This window comes from Chryseobacterium sp. DT-167 (assembly GCF_058310155.1).
In genome coordinates, this window is record NZ_JBZEEQ010000004.1 from 194,546 (window position 1) to 213,942 (window position 19,397).

Below are 19,397 nucleotides of genomic sequence, written 5' to 3' on the forward strand. Positions count from 1 at the left end.
GCATTTCAATTAATAGTTTTTTCATATAAAGAGTCTATCTCAAAACTCAGTATTAATTTACCGCCGAGCACAGTTTCCTTGAGCTCATCCATCAACTTGTCTACAATCATTTTCATCTGATCTGCTTTCTCAGTGTTAACTTTTGCTATACTGTGATGTACGCTCATATTATAATCAGTAAAAGAAAATATGTTATTAGAGAATTGATCAAATAGATAGTGGTATTTATGTATGTCCATATCTGCGTAGATACATAGTTGCCAAAGTGCTTCAGTGGTCATATAATTTGGCAGATAGTAGGTTTTTGCATAGATGTATGTTCTACAAAAGGACAAGAGAAATAAAGCAAAGATATTATCTACCCCTTGATAATTTTCTTTTTCTCCATCAATCAGTTTATAAAACTGCAATGAACTTCCCAATGTGCTTTTGTAATAAAAATGCAGGTCATTGTGCTGTGGATGATGGGGCGTTTCCCAATGTGGTTCCGGATGATACTGATCTGAGGAATAGACGAGATTTTTACCTTGCATAATGAAAACAAAGAAACTCTGGAACTCACGGAGATTCTTTTGAATCCAGTAACGATCGTGACCCACCAATAAAAACCTGTATTGAGTTCCAAAAAGGCTCATCAAAGAATGTGTGATGGCTTTGATTTTTTCATTGTTTACATTCAGACCTATTACCAGGAAATAGTAAGTTTTCACATCTCCATAGGTTGTTTGATGAAAAAAATAGATCTGTTCCAATTCTGCGAAGGTCAATATTCTGTCAATAGCCTTCTCGAGAATTTCATCTTTTTTAGATTCCTCGATTGGAAATAGACCTTCACCAGCATTACATATCTTCTCGTATTGCTTTTTAATAAGATGCTTCAAATTGTACAATCGAACTGAGATAAATGTATATAACGAATCTGAAATAATGCGCAATGAATCAAACATTTCTGAATTGTAGAATAAATCATCCTTTTCAATTGATTTCTTTGTTTCGTCAAAAATTTCAGTGATAAAATATTCGTGTTGGTTCTTTTTGACAAAATATTGTTTGAGTTCCGGAATGTAGATCAGCAGTTTATTTATCCTTTTGTTCAGATCAATGTCGAATGTTCTGTTTCCAGTAAATAATTCTTCCAGATATTCAAGATCATATTCGATCAGTTTTTCATAAGAAGTAAAGACACTATTGTAGGAATTCTCAGCGATCAGTCTTTCCACCTGCAACTGATGGATCTCGTGGTCGTGGTGGAAAGTATCTTCGTACCGATTGAACTTTTTGTGATATTTTTTCCAGTTTCTATTGATCAAAAGTGAAGAACGTGAGTCTTCATTCTGATAGATCATTGATGACTGATGACAATGGTATTCTATGAACGGGTGACCTTTAGAAAATTGGTACTCCACTCTTGAATAATCAATGAAGTAAATATAGACCTGATATTGTTCTCTGACTTCGGCAACCCACTTTTTTGACTGTAATTTTATAGCATCTGCATTTTTAGAAACGGAGATCAGTAGGTGTGATTTCGTTGAGTTCTTTTCCTGCTTGTAGAATATCTGAACAATTGAATAGTCGTGTACAAGCTGATTCAATGTACTTTCCAAGAACTCGTTGGCGAGAACTGAAAACGGAGATTTATTTGGCGCTTTCATAGCTGATCGTTTTTAGTTTCATAATCACTATCGTAGTATATAAAGATAGCCTCAATAAATAAGCGAACCAAGGCAAACCATACCATCATATCGATATGTACACCCATTTCGGGATCGCTGTCAAATCCCAAAGTCTGTTTCAAAACAAAATCAGGATCTTTCATATTTTCTTGATATTTCTTAAAGTAATCAATTCCTACTATTGAAAATATTAGTAGGAATAGCTCATTAATACATTCCTCCGAAGTGATTGCATTCATTATATAATTTATGCTATCAAATTGAGTCACATCATCGACCTTGCATTTACTCAAATTATCCTTGTCAAAGTAAAAGTGAATGAGTAATAATAGGCAGGACAGCAGTCCTGCCGTCTTGACATCCCGCCTGCTTGCATCTTTGATCTCAATTTTTCCTGATAACAATTTCTCCAATTCGTATTCTTGAATCAAATCAGGATAGCTATCGAGCAGTTCTGTAAGCCTGGGATTATTCAGTTGGTCACGCAGGTAGAATATACCTAATTCAAGATCTTCTCCTTGAGAATTCTGAACCAAAATACTTAATGCGATCTCAGCTTGCTCTCTTGTTTGTACAAGCTGTCTCTCTTTACTAAAGGGTGTGTTCTTTTTCATTTCTATAATTTTGCTTTAGTAAAGTTGACGAAGGACTGAGGGATATTCTATTCCGGAAAGGGATATATTATTCAGAATTATTCTTCACTATATCTTTGATCTTTGAGACACCCCTTTCACTCATAACCTGCGCTGCATCCAGCATTTTAACAAGGTAAATGTGGGGAGTGATAAGGTCATAATCAAATTCTTCCCTGTAAGGTGAAAGCGAGACGTGAACGATTTCATTCAAGAAAAACTCATATTCGTCCAACGTTTTGCATTTGAATGCTTTCTCGAACACAAGAAATGGATCCTGATATTCTTCTTTGTTTAAAGATGCCTGGCTTATGATCTGCCATTCTTCGGGAACTTCTTTTACCTTCCATCTTTTAGATTTGAATGTTAGCAAATAAGCTCCCCTTATAAATGATCTGACAGCAGTATTAAAATCGAAAACGTCTCCTGGACGTTCTTTGTTACAGACCTCAGCTCTGTAGACATACAGCATAACCTCGTTTAGAGTATTTTTATAACTGTCTACAGTACAGTAGTTAAAAAAAGCTTTGATTAGCTCAAAAGGATCTTCAATTTCGTATGTTGCCCAGAAATTAGTTTCCATCGATATTTTTATCTTTTTCATAATATTATAATTTAAAATCGAGAACTAAATTCTGGTCTTCAGTGTGAATAATCTATTCTTTTTAGGAATAAAATATCCGACGGAAGGGATATTTTACAGGATAATTTTTTAACTTTACAATTCAGACGAATTAACAGAAATGGCTTTATCTTTAAGCCTTTAAAATTTTGATAACCGCTATGGAACAGAAAATACATCAAGGAAGAAATGTGAAACGCTTTAGAGAAATGCTTGGCATCAAGCAGGAGGCTTTAGCATTTGACTTGGGAGAGGAATGGAATCAAAAGAAAATTTCTATGCTGGAGCAGAAAGATATCATCGAAGATGAACTATTGAAAGCAATTTCTACAGCTCTTAAAATTCCTGTAGAGGCTTTTCAAAATTTCGATGAAGAACAAGCTGTTAATATTATTGCAAATACTTTTGACAATGGTTCAATTTTGAATGGTATCAATCATAATCCAACTTTTCATCCTATTGAAAAGTTAGTTCAGCTTCACGAAGAAAAAATTGCTTTGTATGAAAGAATGCTGAAAGAGAAAGACGAAATGATGGATAGGCTGGAGAAGCTTATTAATAAATAAAAATATAAGTAATTCGGGATAATTACTTTTTCATAGGAAAGGCTCGACTATAAGTTGAGCCTTTTTATTTTTCATCATTGTTTGTTACAATAATCACTTATAAGAGATACTTTTTCACAGAAAGAATGTTTTCGTGATTCAATACAAAATGACGTCTTTCACCATTCCTTAAGAGACAATAAGCTTCTACATAGCAGTGTAAATCACCAAGAGTTTCTGATTTAGATTTTTGTGCAGTAGTTAATGTTACTTTTGTAAAAGACTTGTTAAAAGCAATGACATCAATAACGTAAATTATTCTTTCACTTATTTTGTTCATTTTATCTTTATAAACAATCTTATAAAAATTATCTTTTTTAAATGTAGATGGCATCAGCTGTTTAAAAACTCTTTGGTGGTTTATTCCAATAAGTTCACCTGAAAAAACATCTTCTTTTTGTATTTCTTTTATCGCCGAAATATTATCAGTCGTTAATATTAAATTGTTGATTTTTTGAGTGAAAATATTCCTGTACACAAACTCGTAATAATATGTATTAAAAGATATATTTAATAACTCAACAACATCTTGTACTTCATAAACTTTATCTTTCACAGTACTTTCTGGAAACAGATATAAATTTTCTTTATCAAAAGAAAACTCGCTATTCGAAATATCATATTCTTCAACACTTTTTAGGATATTCGATGGTAAAATCTCTTCTGAAAATCCCTGCTTTGTGGAATTGAACCATTTACATTTTAAAAGTAATTGTGAATGTAATTTAGTACCACTAACAGTGTCAAAAACTTTTTTATTTTCATTTGGTAAAACTTCTAACACTGTCAAAATAGGAGATACAAAATCTAAATTTGCAGTAATTTTTGTTTTAACATTATCTGTTTTTTCGTAATTGGATTTTAATTTTTTAAGTTCAATATCAACTGATTTCAAAATATATTTATTGTTGATGTACTGTTGAGCATCAGTTAAAGCTAAAATATCGAGTTCAGAATCAATACTATTTTCATTTTCTGCAATAAGTTTTAACTCAATCTCTTTGAACCATTTCCTTTCAAATAAACAAGTTTTTGTATTAAAAAAAATACAGTTGTATTGAACATCTTTTTTGCCTGTTTGCTCATTATAATTTTTAGGATTATTGATTTCGAAAACGACAAGGATTGGGGGTGTATATTCTGACTTAGCTTTAACAATCAATTCTGAGATAGACCCAAGAAATGGATTTGTTAAATATGTAACCAAGTCCCCTAATTTATACAAGGGATCATTTGTATTTGTTGATTTAATTTTCAAGTTATTAATTTTATTACAAATATATAATTATATTTGTAATGCTTACTTCTGAGTGAGGATTTTTACAACTAGGAAGGATAGAAAAATTTTAATTTTACAATTAAAGTTCTACTTGCTGTAAGAAGACAGTATTGGATTGTAATTTACTAATCAGCAGCATTAACCCACTTATGGGGCTAGGCAACAAGCCTACAAGTTCTGCCGATAGAAGAATTGTTTCAAACCATAAAGGTAGTGATTTCAGATTAATTTCTGTCATATCTATTGATTTAGATGTTATTTTGCTATAAAGGTTAAACAAGTATTTAGGAAAAATAAACAATGACTCAGGAATGGGTACTTATCCGATTATTATGTATGTAAATGCTATATCCTCTATTGTAAATTTCAGAAGTAAGTTTTTTTATGATCAAAAGTAAGCCCGATTGGCTAAAAAGTAAAGGATATATCCATATTACCCCTTCTTTATCCGTTGAAAAAGATTGGAAAATCTATGAACAGAAAATTACCAATGAAAAGTATATTGAAAAATATGCTTTTTTTCCTTTGATGCACGATTCAATTAGTGAAAGAAAATACAAAAAATATGATGAAAGCAAACACATAAACACCAATAGTTCTGGTCGTACACATTGTTTTAAGATAAGAAAAGGAACAAGTAAACAAACTATAAAATCAAGACCCATCCATTATGCAAGCCATTTTGATTCCCTCATTTACAGTTATTATGGAACTATTTTAAATTCAAAATATTTAGAAATAATAAAAGAAGATACTGAACTTGATAAAAGTATAATCGCCTACCGGAAAATTAATTTAGAAAATCAGGAAAAGGGTAAAAGTACAATTCATTTTGCGAAGGAAGCATTTGATGAAATTGAAAATCGTTCACAGTACAAAAATGTCGCTGCACTAACATTTGATATAGAAAACTTCTTTTCTGGATTAGATCACAAAATTTTATATGGTAAATGGTGTGAAATAATCAAAGAAAATTATCTTCCTGAAGACCATTATAAGATTTTTAGAGCGTGTACAAATTTCAGCTATATACTAAGAGATAACCTTCGAACGAAATATTATCCTGGATCTAGGAGGTCTGGATTTGATGAGAAAAAACTTCATTTAATAAGAAAATCAAAGGGATACAAATGCTTTTTTCGAGATATAAATGAATTGAGAGAGGAAATCAAGAATGGTCATCTTAAAGTTTATAAAAATCCTTTTAGCAAAAAACTTGATAATGGGAAAGTGGTTAAAATTGGGATACCCCAAGGTCTTCCATTGAGTGCTGTGTTAGCCAATATTTATTTGCTAGATTTTGACAGGAACATTATTAAAGAAGTTGTTCGGAAATATGGTGGCTATTATAGAAGATATTCTGATGACTTATTAATAATTTGTGATTCCGAGGAAGTAGACAATATAAAACAATTTGTATTAACTGAGATTTTAAAGTACGGTTTAAAGATAAGTGCTCACAAAACTGAAGAATTCTTGTTTGAAAATCTAATTTATAACAAGAATTCTGATAAAAGGCTTACATCAATTAAGATTGAAAATAATCAAAGAAGAATTGCAAAACCTCTTATCTACTTGGGATTTGAATACAGAGGATTTAGTACAAGTATAAAATCTACAAACCTATCAAAATACTTTAGAAGAATTATATACATCGTTAAGAGGAGAGCTAAAAGAGCTTCCCAAAATATAACACCAGAAAGCAAAAGGGCGATTTACAAGCACCAAATAAAGAAGCTATATAATGCTCCTCTAAAAAATATTGACAGTGATTCGAAAGAGCTAAAACAAAAATTCCGAATGAGATATAAGTTTGTAAAGAATGTAGTAGGTGAATACGATTTGGAACCAGTAAAGATGCCCGTGAAAAAACAATCTAATTATATATCTTATTTGAAAAGATGCGATAGAATTTTTAATAGAGATGAGAATAATTCATTCTTGAATCAAGTGAAAAAAAGACAGAATATTTTAAACCACGCCATTAAAAAATACCTGAATAAAAATTTTTAGAGAGCAGATTATTTAAAGATATTTTTATGCTAAAAGCAAGATGTAATAACATTTGATATTCTTCAACAGAAAGAGATCATTACTTCTTATAATCAAATTAATCCAAAAGAAAAAAGGAAAAAAAAGAAAGCCATTTCATCATCGTTGAAGATTTTAATAAGCAAGTTTATAAAGCAAAATACTACCTTAAGGGTGGAGATTTTGCTTTATACCGATAGGCTTGAACTTGTGTTTAATAATCTGAAACTATTCCTTTGTTTTCTTTTTATTATTTTTAATTACCAATCACAATCTTTCTAGTAATAAATACATTTCCAATCAAAATTTTCGACTTCGGAGAAAATTTCAGCCCTCTGCAAGAGCAAGTTGTTTTGAGCATCTCGAAACGTTTCGAGATGCTCAAAACACAACTTGCCATTACCTTTGAGGTAATATTTTGCTTGTTGTTTATTTTATATAAAATGAACAAAAAAAACCTCATTATCAAAAATATTTGTGTATTTATCAAATGATACACTTAATAATATTATTATGTAGATATGTAGTTACATAATTACCGATATAAGTAAAATTTCTAAAGCAACATTCAACGAAATAAGGCTTAAATTTTAAAAATAAAAATTCCCACTTTAAAAAATGTTCATCAAAGTGGGAATTTATTATATCTGAATTATTAGTTTAAAATAATTGAATCTAGTACTGATTCTGAATATTTTAAACAACTAACACTAAAGTTTCTTTTCGCTTGTCCAGCTATCAAGAAATGCTTTCGCAATTTGAAAATAACTTTCAGCATCCTGTTTTGTTTTAAATTCTCCAGCGTGCGCTACAGAATTTCTAATTTCTCTTAAATCTTGTAATAGTTCTATCTTAAGATTTATTGGTTGATGAAAATAATTTCGTAATTCTATTTCTAATCGTGCAAAATCTGTATCGTTACAAGAACTCACATTCGGACTTAGAATACCAGTTTTGAACTTTTCTAATGAGCCTTGCATCAATCCTACTGTCCATTTCCTTGTAGGATTAACAGTTTTATAAAACTCTTTCAACTCATTTTCTACAGCTCTCCCAAACTGTAAAATTACCGGAGAAAAATCATCGTCTTCATCAATATTGCTGAGCAAATATTGACCAGAAGCTAAATATTTTGCTGTTAAATCTAAAAGTTTGGTGGTATTGAATTGCTGAACAATGATCTGCGCATAAAAGCGCATATCCAATTTGTTAACGTACGCATCAATCCTATTCTCCAAGACCTCTATCTTCGCTTGGCTTTCCTCTTGCTGATTTTTAAGATTTTTAAAATCTGTAATGAAGCTATCACGCTGGATATTGAGTAAGCTAAATTCCAGATTTTCACTTTCGTCAAAAAAGCCACTATCGAAGAGTTTATAATCTATGCTTCCATCTTCCTCTATATGCAGGGTAGATATTGGCTTTTTAGTTCCGTTTTTTTGTTGATTTCTTAAATAAAATATTTTTATTTTCTTTCCATCAAACTGTTTACCTGCAACCAGATTTTGAAATTTTCGAATCATATATTCGCTATGTGTTTCTATCACAAACTGAATATTATATTTTTCATTCGCTCTTACAAACAGCTCAGCAAGTAGCGATTGCCATTTTGGATGCAAGTTCGCTTCAGGTTCTTCTACAAGTAATAAACTTGGGATGTAATATCTCTTAGAAGTTGGACCTTCCGGATCATTATAATTTTCAAACCATCTTTCACTTTTAGCAGCAAGTACACGGATTTGAATCAAAATCAAAATCAATTGCTTGATTCCATAACCGAAATCGACCAATTCTCTTTTCACTCCTTCCAAAGTTGTAATGGTAACAGAAATCAATTGATATTTCGGCTGATAATCAACTTCAATCATTTGACCGATTTCAAATTTTTGCAAGTACTCCTTTAGAAAACGAGAATACTGTAGTTTATAATAATTAAAATCCTTCAGCAAACTGATAAAATGAGAATCGTTTGAGGCAAGATAAATTCTTGAATTTTGCTCTTTGACAGCAGATAAATAATTGACCGTTGATATTCTTTGAATTAATCCTTTCCAAGTACTTTTGAAGCAATTTTCTATTACATTATAAGTTTCGACATTTCTCCCATTTTTTTCAACTTTCTCAATACTCAACCAATTCAACTTTTGTCGCAAAATCTCCAGTGATTTGTAATACAGAATTTCCTCGTCCGTTGGAGTCGGTGTAAAATCATCAACTTCAGAATCACTTTCACAGACTTCTTTTTTTTCAGATAATATGTCTGAGGGCAGACTTGCTAGAAAAGTATCCCATTCTACTATGCTTACATCATTTTTGAATGAATTGATAAGTATAGAAGGTACAAACGGATAATTTTCCTTTTCCGCAGTTTCTTCCATTTCTTCAAGCCAGCTGCTTCTATCGTTAATTTCTAAATACATTTTGTAGAATCCTTTAACCATATTTAACTCCTCTTTCAATTTTGGAGCATTTATCGTCCACTCCACATAACCTACCAAAGGGTCATAAGGTAAAGCAAACCAACTATGTTGTGCGAAGAAAGCTTTTTCTAAGCCTTGTTCCCCAGTATTATATTTTTCTTCATCTTCCTTTTTCTTCCTTTGAAATTCTTTATCATAAGTGTCTTTTTCTTCTTGTGAAGCATCTCTATACTTGAATGAAAATAATACAGATTGGTCTTTATTATCAAGAATTTTAATACATCTCAGTTTTGCTTTATAATTGTTTGGCGAATCCTGAGCATCAAAAGACAGTGATGCATAAAGATTTGTTAATCCTAAAAATGTAAATGGCAAAGAGATTTCGATGGTCTTATTATTTTTATTATAAAGAACATTATCAAAATCTCCCAACAAATGCTCCTGCTGCGTCAAATCCAAATCGAAAACTGGATGCCCGTCTTTGACACTATTTTTGAGCATTTGCAGAGATTTGATAATTGTACTCTTTCCGGAGTTGTTGGCTCCTGTCAAAATATTAATGGAAGATATTTCCTCAAAAAATCCTTCGTTATCATCAAAGATTCTAAAATTCTTTAGTCCGAGATTATCTATTAGTTTCATATTTTTATTTAATTTGTTGTAAGATTGGATTAGATTTTTAGCCAATCATTGATATTATTTAAAGTTCGGTGCAAAATTAAAAAAGAACTACGCGGTCATTTTGCGTAGTTTTAGTTGTATTATATTTTTTTAAAATTTATTGTTCTGGTCGGTCGAAAATGTTGCGAATCAAAGTTTGTTTGAAATATTTACAAATACTGAGATATTTTTCTTTTCAAGCCAAGAAAATCTAGAAACAAAATCCTTGAAAACATTCAGTGATTTATAGATTAAAAGGAGGACGTGTTATTATAAAATCGACCATCCTATCTACGGTATTTTGTATCAATTCATCGATGGAGCAAAAAGACCTGAAGAATGTTTTCTTGTAACTCGCGCCAACGGAATTTCAAACACATTGACATCTGTAGGATTGATTTTTATCGTGCTAAAAAAATAACCTCTTTCCCAAACAATATCTCTTACACTACTTACAATAATATCAATTATTTTATCACTACTATGTTTAATGATAAAATCTCTTAAATTGTTTATAGCTGCGGCATCATCACTTGGTGAGCTTACTGTAACATACTGGCTATGTCCTTTTACAATTCTATGCAATAGAATTAAAAAATCTATTACTCCTACTGGAGGAAATATTCCATCAGTAATTGTAAATGAAAATGGTGTAGTTAATAACAAGTTTGTTAATCTTGTAACTGTTGAAGTTTTACCTGAATCAGGCTGACCTCCAAATAATAGAAAATTCATAATGGTTATTGGTTTTTTATTAATAGCTAAATTAGCTTGAAATTACCCGTAAATCAATTCCTCCTTCCTTCTTAAGATGATTTGATGTAACTCCCAATAAATTTAATATTGACGGTGTTGCAGTTGCTTTAGAAAAGCCTGGTTGGACAATATAAATCTGAAATTTCAATTCTTTCTTCCACTTAGCTTCAAAAAGTAATTTTTCCAATAATTCTATATCACCTTTTCTAATCCGGGTTTGTCCAATCTTCTGTTTTTTATCTTCTCTTTTTATCAAATGATTAAAGAATTCCACATTATCTTTATATTTCCAAATCAAAGATTTCTGTGTTTGACCACAAACTTCATAAAAGTTCTTGATTTCACCTGAAACTCGACCATTTTGAGCAAATTTCAAATGATATAGATCTATAAGAATTTCATTTTCATTATTTTTAATAGCAACAATATCTGCTATTTCTCCTTTATTGTCATCATTAAAAATTAAATCATAATAATTTTCTTGGATTAATTTTTCAATGGAATGAAACTGAATTGAATTGGTGTTTAAATTCGAAAATCCCTCAGATTCACTATTTAAATTAACTCCATTCCAATCCCACTCTTCAATTTCATCTTTGGGGAAATCTAGTATTTGTTCATTAAATTTAACGTAATCATTTCCTTGTAAAAATGCTCCATCGTGAAACCAAAATTTGGGTGGAAGTTCATTGAAAAATTCAGCTACTGCAAAATTTCTTGATCCAATTTTTACATTAGCATCAATAGTAGAGAGCTTCACAATACTGAAACCGTATAATTTATTGCCATTTGTAAGTGTTTCACTTAGATTTAATTGAAAAGCAATACTCTCATTTTCAGTATCTAAAGAGAAGCACAACGGATTATCATTATTAGGATTAAATGTGTTAAGCTCCAAAGTTGACAAATCATACTCGATTCCGTTAATTGTGAAAACAACTTTATCTTCAATTGTTTTATAGATTTCGTGATGCCAATCCACTGAAATTGGATAAGCATCTGGCCTCACGGAAATCCTAACTGGCTTTATCGAGTTACTAAATAAAATATTATTAGGATCAATTTCATCGTTTGCCAATTTAACAGCAATTCCGTCACACCAATCCAGGAACTGATTTATTGTTCCTCTAGAATATGACCAAATTCTTCCTTTTCTTGAACAACCTATAGAAGTCATATCGCCATCTTCAAATCCTACCCCAAAAACATTGTTGCTAATGCCCGATTTTTCTTCTGCCAGAGAAAGCCCTTCTTGTACACCTTTTCCATAATAAGACTGGAAAGTTATATCTTTTCCAAGACCTCTTCTCAGCCCTAAGTTAAAAAGTCGAACCCTGTCAATATTATAAAATGTTTTGAAGACCTCTTCATCTTTTATTAGTAAGGAACTTTCACCAATAACGGCATTTGCTAATTCTTTATAAAGGCTTCCTTTATCTGAGGAATGTATAAATAATAAATTTTTTGATTGCTGCCAGTAAACTATATAAATATCCCATTCAATATTATAAACGTCTTTAAAACTACCCCAATCAACAGGTTTTTTATTTCCTAGAAAAACAATCAATGCCTTTTTCTCTCTATTTAAATCGAAAAATTTATAGTCATAATTTTCATAACCTTTTATACCTTCCTTGAAATTCATTGGATGCCAATCCTCGGTTAGATTTTGATAAACCACGGAGCTAAAGGCTGGACGGACTTCTTGAAATGGAATGAGTGATTCATCCAAGTGACTAAACCCTGCTAAGAATTCTTGTAGGTCTATTTGTTCTTGAGTAGCTTGTAAACTTAAGGCTGGTAATATTGAGTTCCAATTTGATTCTTTAGCGTAAAGTAAACTTAATTCATCACTTAAAGTTGGTTGATGAAGATTTGCAATAAAACTGGCTTTACCCAAATTATTATCTTTATTTGTACGTGTAAACCTACCTGCAAATTGCAAAGTGATTGGTAAGCTTTTTCTGACATCGTGGAATGCTGCAATTTTCAATTCAGGTAAGTCGAATCCCTCTCCAAGCATATCAACACATACAATAATCTGATGCTGTTTGTCTATTATATTTTGTTTAATATTTGATTGCCCCTTTAGGTTAGAATATATTTTAACAGGATTTAAGTCTTTATATTGTGAGTAGATTTCAAAAACTTCATCCGCACGATATTTATCCTCACATCTGGCCATCAAAATATGTTTATAACCATTTGCTAGGTCTTCTCTTAATTTATTTACAGCTGTTTCTGCAATTTTTAAGTCTGCAATTTTTTGGTCATATTCTCTAATTGGGATGAAATCAATTTCTTTAAAATAACCTTGTTCCTGTGCTTCTTTTAGTGTGAAATTATAAATGATTTTTCCATCGAGTAATTGCCCATCATTCCTGTATGGTGTTGCTGTAAAAAGCACAACTTTATTTTTATCAAAAGATTTAATGAGCTTACTCCAGCTTTTAGCTTTCGAATGATGTGCTTCATCAACAAATAAATGTGAACACTTTTCAGTCAATAAGTTTTTCTGCTGAATTGACATTGATGTCAATAAATCCATAGTAGAAACAATTACATTGCATTTATCAAAAAATTGATTAAGTTCTTCTTCATTGCTAAAACCAGTATTCAGCATTCCAACCTTTGGATATTTAGCGGAAGTATTTACAATTGAATTTCCTTCACTGTCAAGTTTTTTTAACCAACCTAAATTACAAAATTTACCGGCTAATTGACCTCTTAGAGCATCAGATGGTACAGTGACTAAAAGCTTACTACATTTATTAGCAATCAACACAGATAACATTGTTTCCGTTTTACCTGTTCCTGTCGGTAATACGACTGTGGCAATTTCAGTAGCATTTGTCAAATGTCCTAAAATCGAATGAATGGCACCAATCTGAGGTTTACGTAATCCAATTGTATTATTTTCAATATCTTCTTCTTTGAAATTGAATGTGTTTTTCCAAGAAGCCACGATTATATCTGACAAGTTCTCAACATTATCAGGATGCTTCAACCATTTGACAAATCTTATATTTCCATTTTCAACATCTGCTTTGAGAAAACTTTTTGATAATAGAACAAAGTTTTTATCATCAGGAACATCATTTTTATCTGTAGTGATGTAATATTCATTATTATCTAAATCTTTTAAAATGACTTTTCCTCTTTGGAAAGAAACAATTTCAAATTCGTGATATGATTCTTCCTTAATTAAATGAATTATTATATTCTTTTTTGCAGCGCTTCCAATTTTTTCTTCTCTTTGTAGTTTGGGTAATTTTAAATTCATAGTAGTTATTAGTTTTGTTTAAAAGTACTTTAATTCTATTATAAAAAAAACTGTTCGTTAAAAAAATGACTTGTTAATCGATCTGTAAAATTAGATTTTAAAAACACAATCTCTTTACGGTTTCCCGTAACGCATAAATATAATAGCCTCCGAAATAGTCTATCACGATAATATAATTAAAGAAGTGCTTTTAAAAGTCGTATCCAATTCTAAAACTCAGATTAGGAAATTCCTGAATATCGTAACCCATTCCTATATGCAACTCACAATTGAAATTTTTTGCAAAATTTCTTCATAATCCCCAAGTTGGTACAATTGATAATATAGGATTAATATCTATACTTTCAACATTAAAAATAACAAACCAATCCAGAGTAAAGCCTACAAGTACAGAGATATAATTTTCAGAATTGTGATTGATGTTCTTAACGCTATCTTCTTTTTTTACTGATGTAATAATGCCATTTTGCAGACACAGATAATTCGGGTGTTAAGGCAAAACCTATTTTTGAGTACAAATATCACCCTACAGGTGATTTAAAATCAATCTCACTTCTCAATATTAATTCTTTTAAGTCATTAAAAAATAATACTAAAAAATTCAAAAATATATTTTCTTTTTTTAATTAATATTATTTATAAAAAATAAGCCAAATCTAAGATACTTAAGCAATTACAAAACTGTCTAGGTGCGTAATTATATAATTGCCAACATAAATAGATTTCTATATCAATATTCATCATCTACTTACCAATATTTTAAAATTTAAGCTATTAGGACATTTAGTGACAACTATTTCCGCATAGTGCCATTTCAAACATAGTCTTCATTTTCAGAATTATTTTTCTAAAAAATGAAATTATGCTTCACAAAGAAACTGTCAGTAAGAAAATGTGGGAGCTTCTCCAAAAACTGATGAAAGATGAAATGCTTAAAGATTTTACTTTGGTTGGCGGTACCGCCTTAGCCTTGAAATTAGGGCATAGGTTATCCATTGACATTGATCTGTTTACTACGAAGGACTTTAACTCAAAGGCTTTAATTAGATATCTGCAAAAAGAATATAAGGCAACAGATGAGATTGTTTTTGAGAATACAATTATGACCTATATTGAAAATATAAAAGTTGACCTTTTAGCACACAAATATCCAGTTATTGCGATGGATAACATTTCTGAAAATATTAGGATGATTTCTAATGATGATATTGGTGCTATGAAACTTCACGCAATATTTCAAAGTGGAGCAAGATTAAAGGATTTCGTAGATATGTATTTTCTTCTTGAAGAAAATCCCTTAAAGTCATATCTCGATAGCTACCAACTAAAATATAATGGAAATTCAAATTTAGTAGCACGTTCATTAATCTACTTTGATGGTATTAGAAATCAATATGACATTTCAATGATTCAAGGAAAGGAGAATAATTGGAAGACAATGCAGGAAAGACTCAAAAAAGCTGTTTTAAATCCTAATCTGAAATTTGGAAGTTTAATTTCAAAAAAATCCATTCCCATCAATAAAGGAAAAGGATTTAGAAGGTAATTTTGTTGAGAAAAAGAGATAAAAACCTTATATTTATAGTATGAGAATAAAAGATAAAGTTTTACCGAATATTCATCCGAAATTCTTCTGGGACGCCGATTTTAGCTTATTAAATTGGGATACAGCCTATGTCCATATTATTTCTCGTATTATTGAAAGAGGAGGAAAAAATGAGATTGATGAAATTATAAAATACTATGGCCGTGAAAAAGTTGTAAATACAGTTCGAAGTGAGATTCATTTTCTCGCCAACTATGCAATTGACCGAGCAATAGACTTTTTTCCGGAACTTAAAAAAGAAGAAATCCATTGCTATCTAAACAGAAAGGATAAGCCCTATCACTGGATATAGTTTTTGGAAACTTTCTTCCGAAACACAAAACCAATAATATTGTTGAGAAATTATTTTCTCATAATAAAAAATTGAAAGGTGCTAATTTTGGTGTGGTAACGCCTGGTGCAAATTAGCTTCTTTTTCCTTTTGACAAAAAATGTTAGGGTGTCCGCTTCTTAGTGGACTCCCTAACATTTTAAATAATTATCTTAGAAATGGAAATTGCTAAAATAAGCGTAAATTATAGATAATCTGATCTTAACTTCTTCGTATACTATTTAATTAGTACGTACGAATTTAAAAATAGTTAGTTATTATTCATTTTAGTTATTCGTTCGGCGGAAGTCAAAACTATGAGAGTGTGGCAAATTTTATAGTAAAAAATGAAAGTGGAATGTTTTATTTTCTCATCACGATTGCTAATTTATTTAGATAATAATTCATCTAAAATGTCCTTTTTAAATTTGCTAAAAGGACGTTTGTGATAATTTTCTGTATCCATTTCAATCCCAAAAGCTATTCTATAAGCTTCTTGTTTCGTCATTATTTTGAAATTATTGATCATTCTTTCAAGAAATTTATCAGAATATTTATATCGAAGATCTAATAAGTCTTTTAGTTCTTTATTCGAATGAGCATTATAGATTTCTTGAATTTTGTTAAATTTTAATGTTGCAGGCGTTTTCAAAGCAGAATTTGGCACCTTAGTAACAACTTTCAACGATTGTAAATTATCTGCGAATTCATAACTAAATGTGAAAGATTCATTTACATCTGTTTTGTATGGGTGATTTAGTTCATCAAGAGCATTATTCCAATCGTATTTGGGACTTCCTTTAATGTGGTTGCAGGAATGACAACTTGGGATAAGATTATACAACGATAATGATAATAGGGGGAAAATATCTTTTGGAAACCAATGATCTAATTCTGCTCTAGCAAAATTATCAAGAATGTTTAATGTGTAATTTTTATTACAATATATACAGGTGTCAATATTTAGAATATTTAAAAAATCTTTAGAGTAATTTGGTTGAAACCAATTTTCATAACCTGTTTTTTTTAAGAAAAAATTTATTTTCTTCCTATCTTTTTCAGCAAATTTAATTTTTCTGAATTCTTTGTTGATTTCAAATATTTCAGTAGGAGTGCCGCTTACAATTCCCTTCAGATTTTTTTTAACGAACGAAACAAATTTTGTTGGCAAACCTAATTCAATATTAATTGAACTAGTACAAATTACACAATTTTTATTACCGCAATCGTGTCCATTTTTATATGACTTACCTCCTTCAAATTTTCTTAAAAACCAACATTGCAACAATTTGCTAAAAAAAATCATTTTTGATTCATCTATTTGTAAAACAATCATAATTGAGGTTCGATTTTAAAATTGTATTTATCTGCCAATTGTTTCATTTTTTTAATTTCTTCATCTATATCTAATTCCTCCGGAAAAGAATTATAGTACATTTCGTCAAGCTTATATTTTATAAGAGGTTCATCAATTAAAGAAATAACACCTTTTATAAACTCTTTCTCTTCTCGTTTTTGATTATTTAGATACGTAATTACCTTTTTAATCTTTTCGTCAACAAATTCTCCTAAAAGTGTGTCCCCGATAAAAAAACTTTCAGATAACAAGTCTGTTATATTAGCTGAAAAGGTACTTTTATTAATGTACTGATCAGGCTTGCCTTCTTTTAAAAATAGAACATTTTGCTTAGGAATGTCTGATAAAATAAACGGAGAGTGAGTTATCAAAAGAATATTTAGTCCGTCGATGTTGGTCAGTTGTGAATTCCCTATTTGATTAAGTAAGTAGTTTACAAATTTTCTTTGAAATTCAGGATGGAAATAGAGTTCAATCTCATCAAAAATTAAATTGACGTACCTGTATTTTGCTGTTTTTTCACCAGAAACTACCGAATTTATATTTAGAAGATGATAAGTAATTGAACTTACAGAATATATCAATTGTTGTTCTCCGGAACTCAGTTTATTAAGCTCTATTAGGTTATCATCGTTTTCATCAATATAATCTAAATCATTTAAGAATATAGTCGTCTTAAAAATTGGTGGAGGTAAAATTTCGATCAATTTTAAATTTTCTTTTGGAAAATTCTTGACCAGATTTTCTAGAAGTTTTGAAATAGTATCTACGTCTGTTTTATTATTTCTGACTACCTCTTGCCAGCCATCGTTGAAATGTAAATTGAAATTTATTGTTTGAAAAAATTTATTTGTGATATGACTTTTATGGTTTTCGATAAATATTAAAAAATTATCGATATCTATGAAATAACGTGTATATTCTTTTCCTCCTTGTTCAACGATGTTTTTTGAGGTGACAAATTGATCATACTCTAAATACTTATCGCAGATACTTATAACTTTGTATATTAGATAATAATCAATTTTCATTTGAAGATTTTCATCTCCAATATCTATAATCTTGTAGTAAATTTTTATTTTATTTAAAATTTCAGGAATATTATGGCAGGAAAGTAACGGGAGTGTTTGGTTATACACATCGAAATTGACAGAAACATCGATATTGTGATTACCTTTTATGTATTGATAAAAATTTGATTTCTCCTCATTTGTCTCATATTTCTTTCCCCATTGCCCTTGGTCGTTTGAATAGATAAAAAAATCTCTAATATCTTGATCATCAATCAGCAGCTTGGTCACTTTTTTATTTTCACCGATTTCTCTAAAACTAACATTATTATCAATGACTGGTCGTAGTAAATTAACTAAAAGTCTTTGCTCTAATAATATTTTTTCATTATTAATATTTATTGTGCCTGACTGCCATTTATGTTCCTTTCCCTCTCTTTTCGGATTTATAACCAGCGGTATTTGATAAGAATCATTCTTATGAAAAAGATTATCGATCCAATCGCCAACTACTTGAGAGTTAAATGCATATAATGAATAATTAATAATTTCTGTATAAAAGAAGTTGCTGAGAGTAAAAGTATCAACATTTGAATAGTTTTTAAATTCAAAGTTTACATCATCAATTTTTAATTGGAAATAAGTGTTATCACATTTATAAAAAATCTCACATCTGATTTTTTTTTCCTCCTCATCTTTAACGGCACTAAGTAGATCTGCGGTTGTGTGTAATTGATTATCTTCTGCGAGGTTTAAAGACAACTGGTTAATGCAGGCTGTAAATAGTTCAATAAGTGCACTTTTTCCACTTCCATTTTTCCCTACTATTGCTGAAATATTTATATTGCTACCATAAAGATCTTCGGGGACAGGATTTGTTGTTTGGTATTCAATATTGGTTACATCGTGGAAATCTTCTTCCGTAAGTTCAGTATTACCATTATAAAATTTATAATCTTCATAAAATTTATAAATTTTACCTTCTATAAGATTTTTACGAAATCTCTCATTACAGTTCTTAAGTGGTCTTAAGGCTAAAAGTTTAAAATCCATAGTTATTTAATTTTTATAAATATATCTTTTTTTTTAGAAAAGACAGATTGCTATCTTTTATTATTTAGACCAAATTTCTTTTTGACTATATCCCTTA

Annotated in this window: 13 protein-coding genes; 4 read left to right on the forward strand and 9 right to left on the reverse strand. The window is 30.2% G+C overall.

Going from position 1 to position 19,397, the window contains the following annotated elements:
• Positions 1-5: 5 nt before the first annotated feature.
• From AC4FQ5_RS07765 to AC4FQ5_RS07775, 3 genes are all read right to left on the reverse strand, one after another.
• Positions 6-1,655 (reverse strand): hypothetical protein, encoded by a 1,650-nt coding sequence (locus tag AC4FQ5_RS07765; protein ID WP_491142167.1) that lies wholly within the window; start codon positions 1,653-1,655, stop codon positions 6-8.
• Complete coding sequence (locus tag AC4FQ5_RS07770) at positions 1,652-2,290, reverse strand: hypothetical protein (RefSeq protein WP_491142168.1); 639 nt, start codon at positions 2,288-2,290, stop codon at positions 1,652-1,654. The genes AC4FQ5_RS07765 and AC4FQ5_RS07770 overlap by 4 nt, the downstream gene beginning before the upstream one ends.
• A 67-nt stretch (positions 2,291-2,357) precedes the next feature.
• A complete protein-coding gene (locus AC4FQ5_RS07775) occupies positions 2,358-2,912 on the reverse strand; it encodes a hypothetical protein (protein ID WP_491142170.1) in 555 nt (184 codons plus the stop codon).
• A 179-nt stretch (positions 2,913-3,091) separates the two neighbouring features.
• On the opposite strand from AC4FQ5_RS07775, the gene AC4FQ5_RS07780 reads away from it, so the two are divergent.
• Positions 3,092-3,496: a helix-turn-helix domain-containing protein gene (locus AC4FQ5_RS07780; protein WP_079464175.1), complete on the forward strand. Its 405-nt coding sequence runs from the start codon at positions 3,092-3,094 to the stop codon at positions 3,494-3,496.
• 97 nt (positions 3,497-3,593) lie between these two features.
• Here AC4FQ5_RS07780 and AC4FQ5_RS07785 read toward each other — a convergent pair whose 3' ends face one another.
• Positions 3,594-4,793 carry a hypothetical protein gene (locus tag AC4FQ5_RS07785; RefSeq protein ID WP_491142172.1) on the reverse strand — a complete coding sequence of 400 codons (1,200 nt, stop codon included), beginning with the start codon at positions 4,791-4,793 and terminating at the stop codon, positions 3,594-3,596.
• A gap of 405 nt (positions 4,794-5,198) precedes the next feature.
• Here AC4FQ5_RS07785 and AC4FQ5_RS07790 point away from each other — a divergent pair, with 405 nt between their 5' ends.
• Positions 5,199-6,827 carry a reverse transcriptase domain-containing protein gene (locus tag AC4FQ5_RS07790; RefSeq protein ID WP_491142174.1) on the forward strand — a complete coding sequence of 543 codons (1,629 nt, stop codon included), beginning with the start codon at positions 5,199-5,201 and terminating at the stop codon, positions 6,825-6,827.
• A gap of 728 nt (positions 6,828-7,555) precedes the next feature.
• On the opposite strand, the gene AC4FQ5_RS07795 is transcribed toward AC4FQ5_RS07790, so the two are convergent.
• The 3 genes from AC4FQ5_RS07795 to AC4FQ5_RS07805 all read right to left on the reverse strand — a co-directional run bounded on the left by AC4FQ5_RS07795 (position 7,556) and on the right by AC4FQ5_RS07805 (position 13,964).
• Complete coding sequence (locus tag AC4FQ5_RS07795; RefSeq protein ID WP_491142176.1) at positions 7,556-9,907, reverse strand: AAA family ATPase; 2,352 nt, start codon at positions 9,905-9,907, stop codon at positions 7,556-7,558.
• A gap of 324 nt (positions 9,908-10,231) precedes the next feature.
• Positions 10,232-10,660, reverse strand: a complete 429-nt coding sequence (locus AC4FQ5_RS07800) for a hypothetical protein (RefSeq protein WP_491142177.1) — start codon at positions 10,658-10,660, stop codon at positions 10,232-10,234.
• Positions 10,661-10,691: 31 nt separating this feature from the next.
• The gene (locus AC4FQ5_RS07805) at positions 10,692-13,964 is read right to left on the reverse strand and encodes a DEAD/DEAH box helicase (RefSeq protein WP_491142179.1); all 3,273 of its coding nucleotides are present in this window, start codon (positions 13,962-13,964) and stop codon (positions 10,692-10,694) included.
• Positions 13,965-14,826: 862 nt separating this feature from the next.
• Here AC4FQ5_RS07805 and AC4FQ5_RS07810 point away from each other — a divergent pair.
• Complete coding sequence (locus tag AC4FQ5_RS07810) at positions 14,827-15,510, forward strand: nucleotidyl transferase AbiEii/AbiGii toxin family protein (protein WP_491142181.1); 684 nt, start codon at positions 14,827-14,829, stop codon at positions 15,508-15,510.
• A 40-nt stretch (positions 15,511-15,550) separates the two neighbouring features.
• The gene (locus tag AC4FQ5_RS07815) at positions 15,551-15,862 is read left to right on the forward strand and encodes a DUF6922 domain-containing protein (protein ID WP_491142182.1); all 312 of its coding nucleotides are present in this window, start codon (positions 15,551-15,553) and stop codon (positions 15,860-15,862) included.
• Positions 15,863-16,268: 406 nt separating this feature from the next.
• Here AC4FQ5_RS07815 and AC4FQ5_RS07820 read toward each other — a convergent pair whose 3' ends face one another.
• Positions 16,269-17,216 (reverse strand): HNH endonuclease family protein, encoded by a 948-nt coding sequence (locus AC4FQ5_RS07820; RefSeq protein WP_491142184.1) that lies wholly within the window; start codon positions 17,214-17,216, stop codon positions 16,269-16,271.
• Entirely contained in the window at positions 17,213-19,300 is a 2,088-nt protein-coding gene (locus tag AC4FQ5_RS07825) for an AAA family ATPase (protein ID WP_491142186.1), read from the reverse strand. Before AC4FQ5_RS07825 ends, AC4FQ5_RS07820 begins: the two co-directional genes overlap by 4 nt.
• Positions 19,301-19,397: the final 97 nt, after the last annotated feature.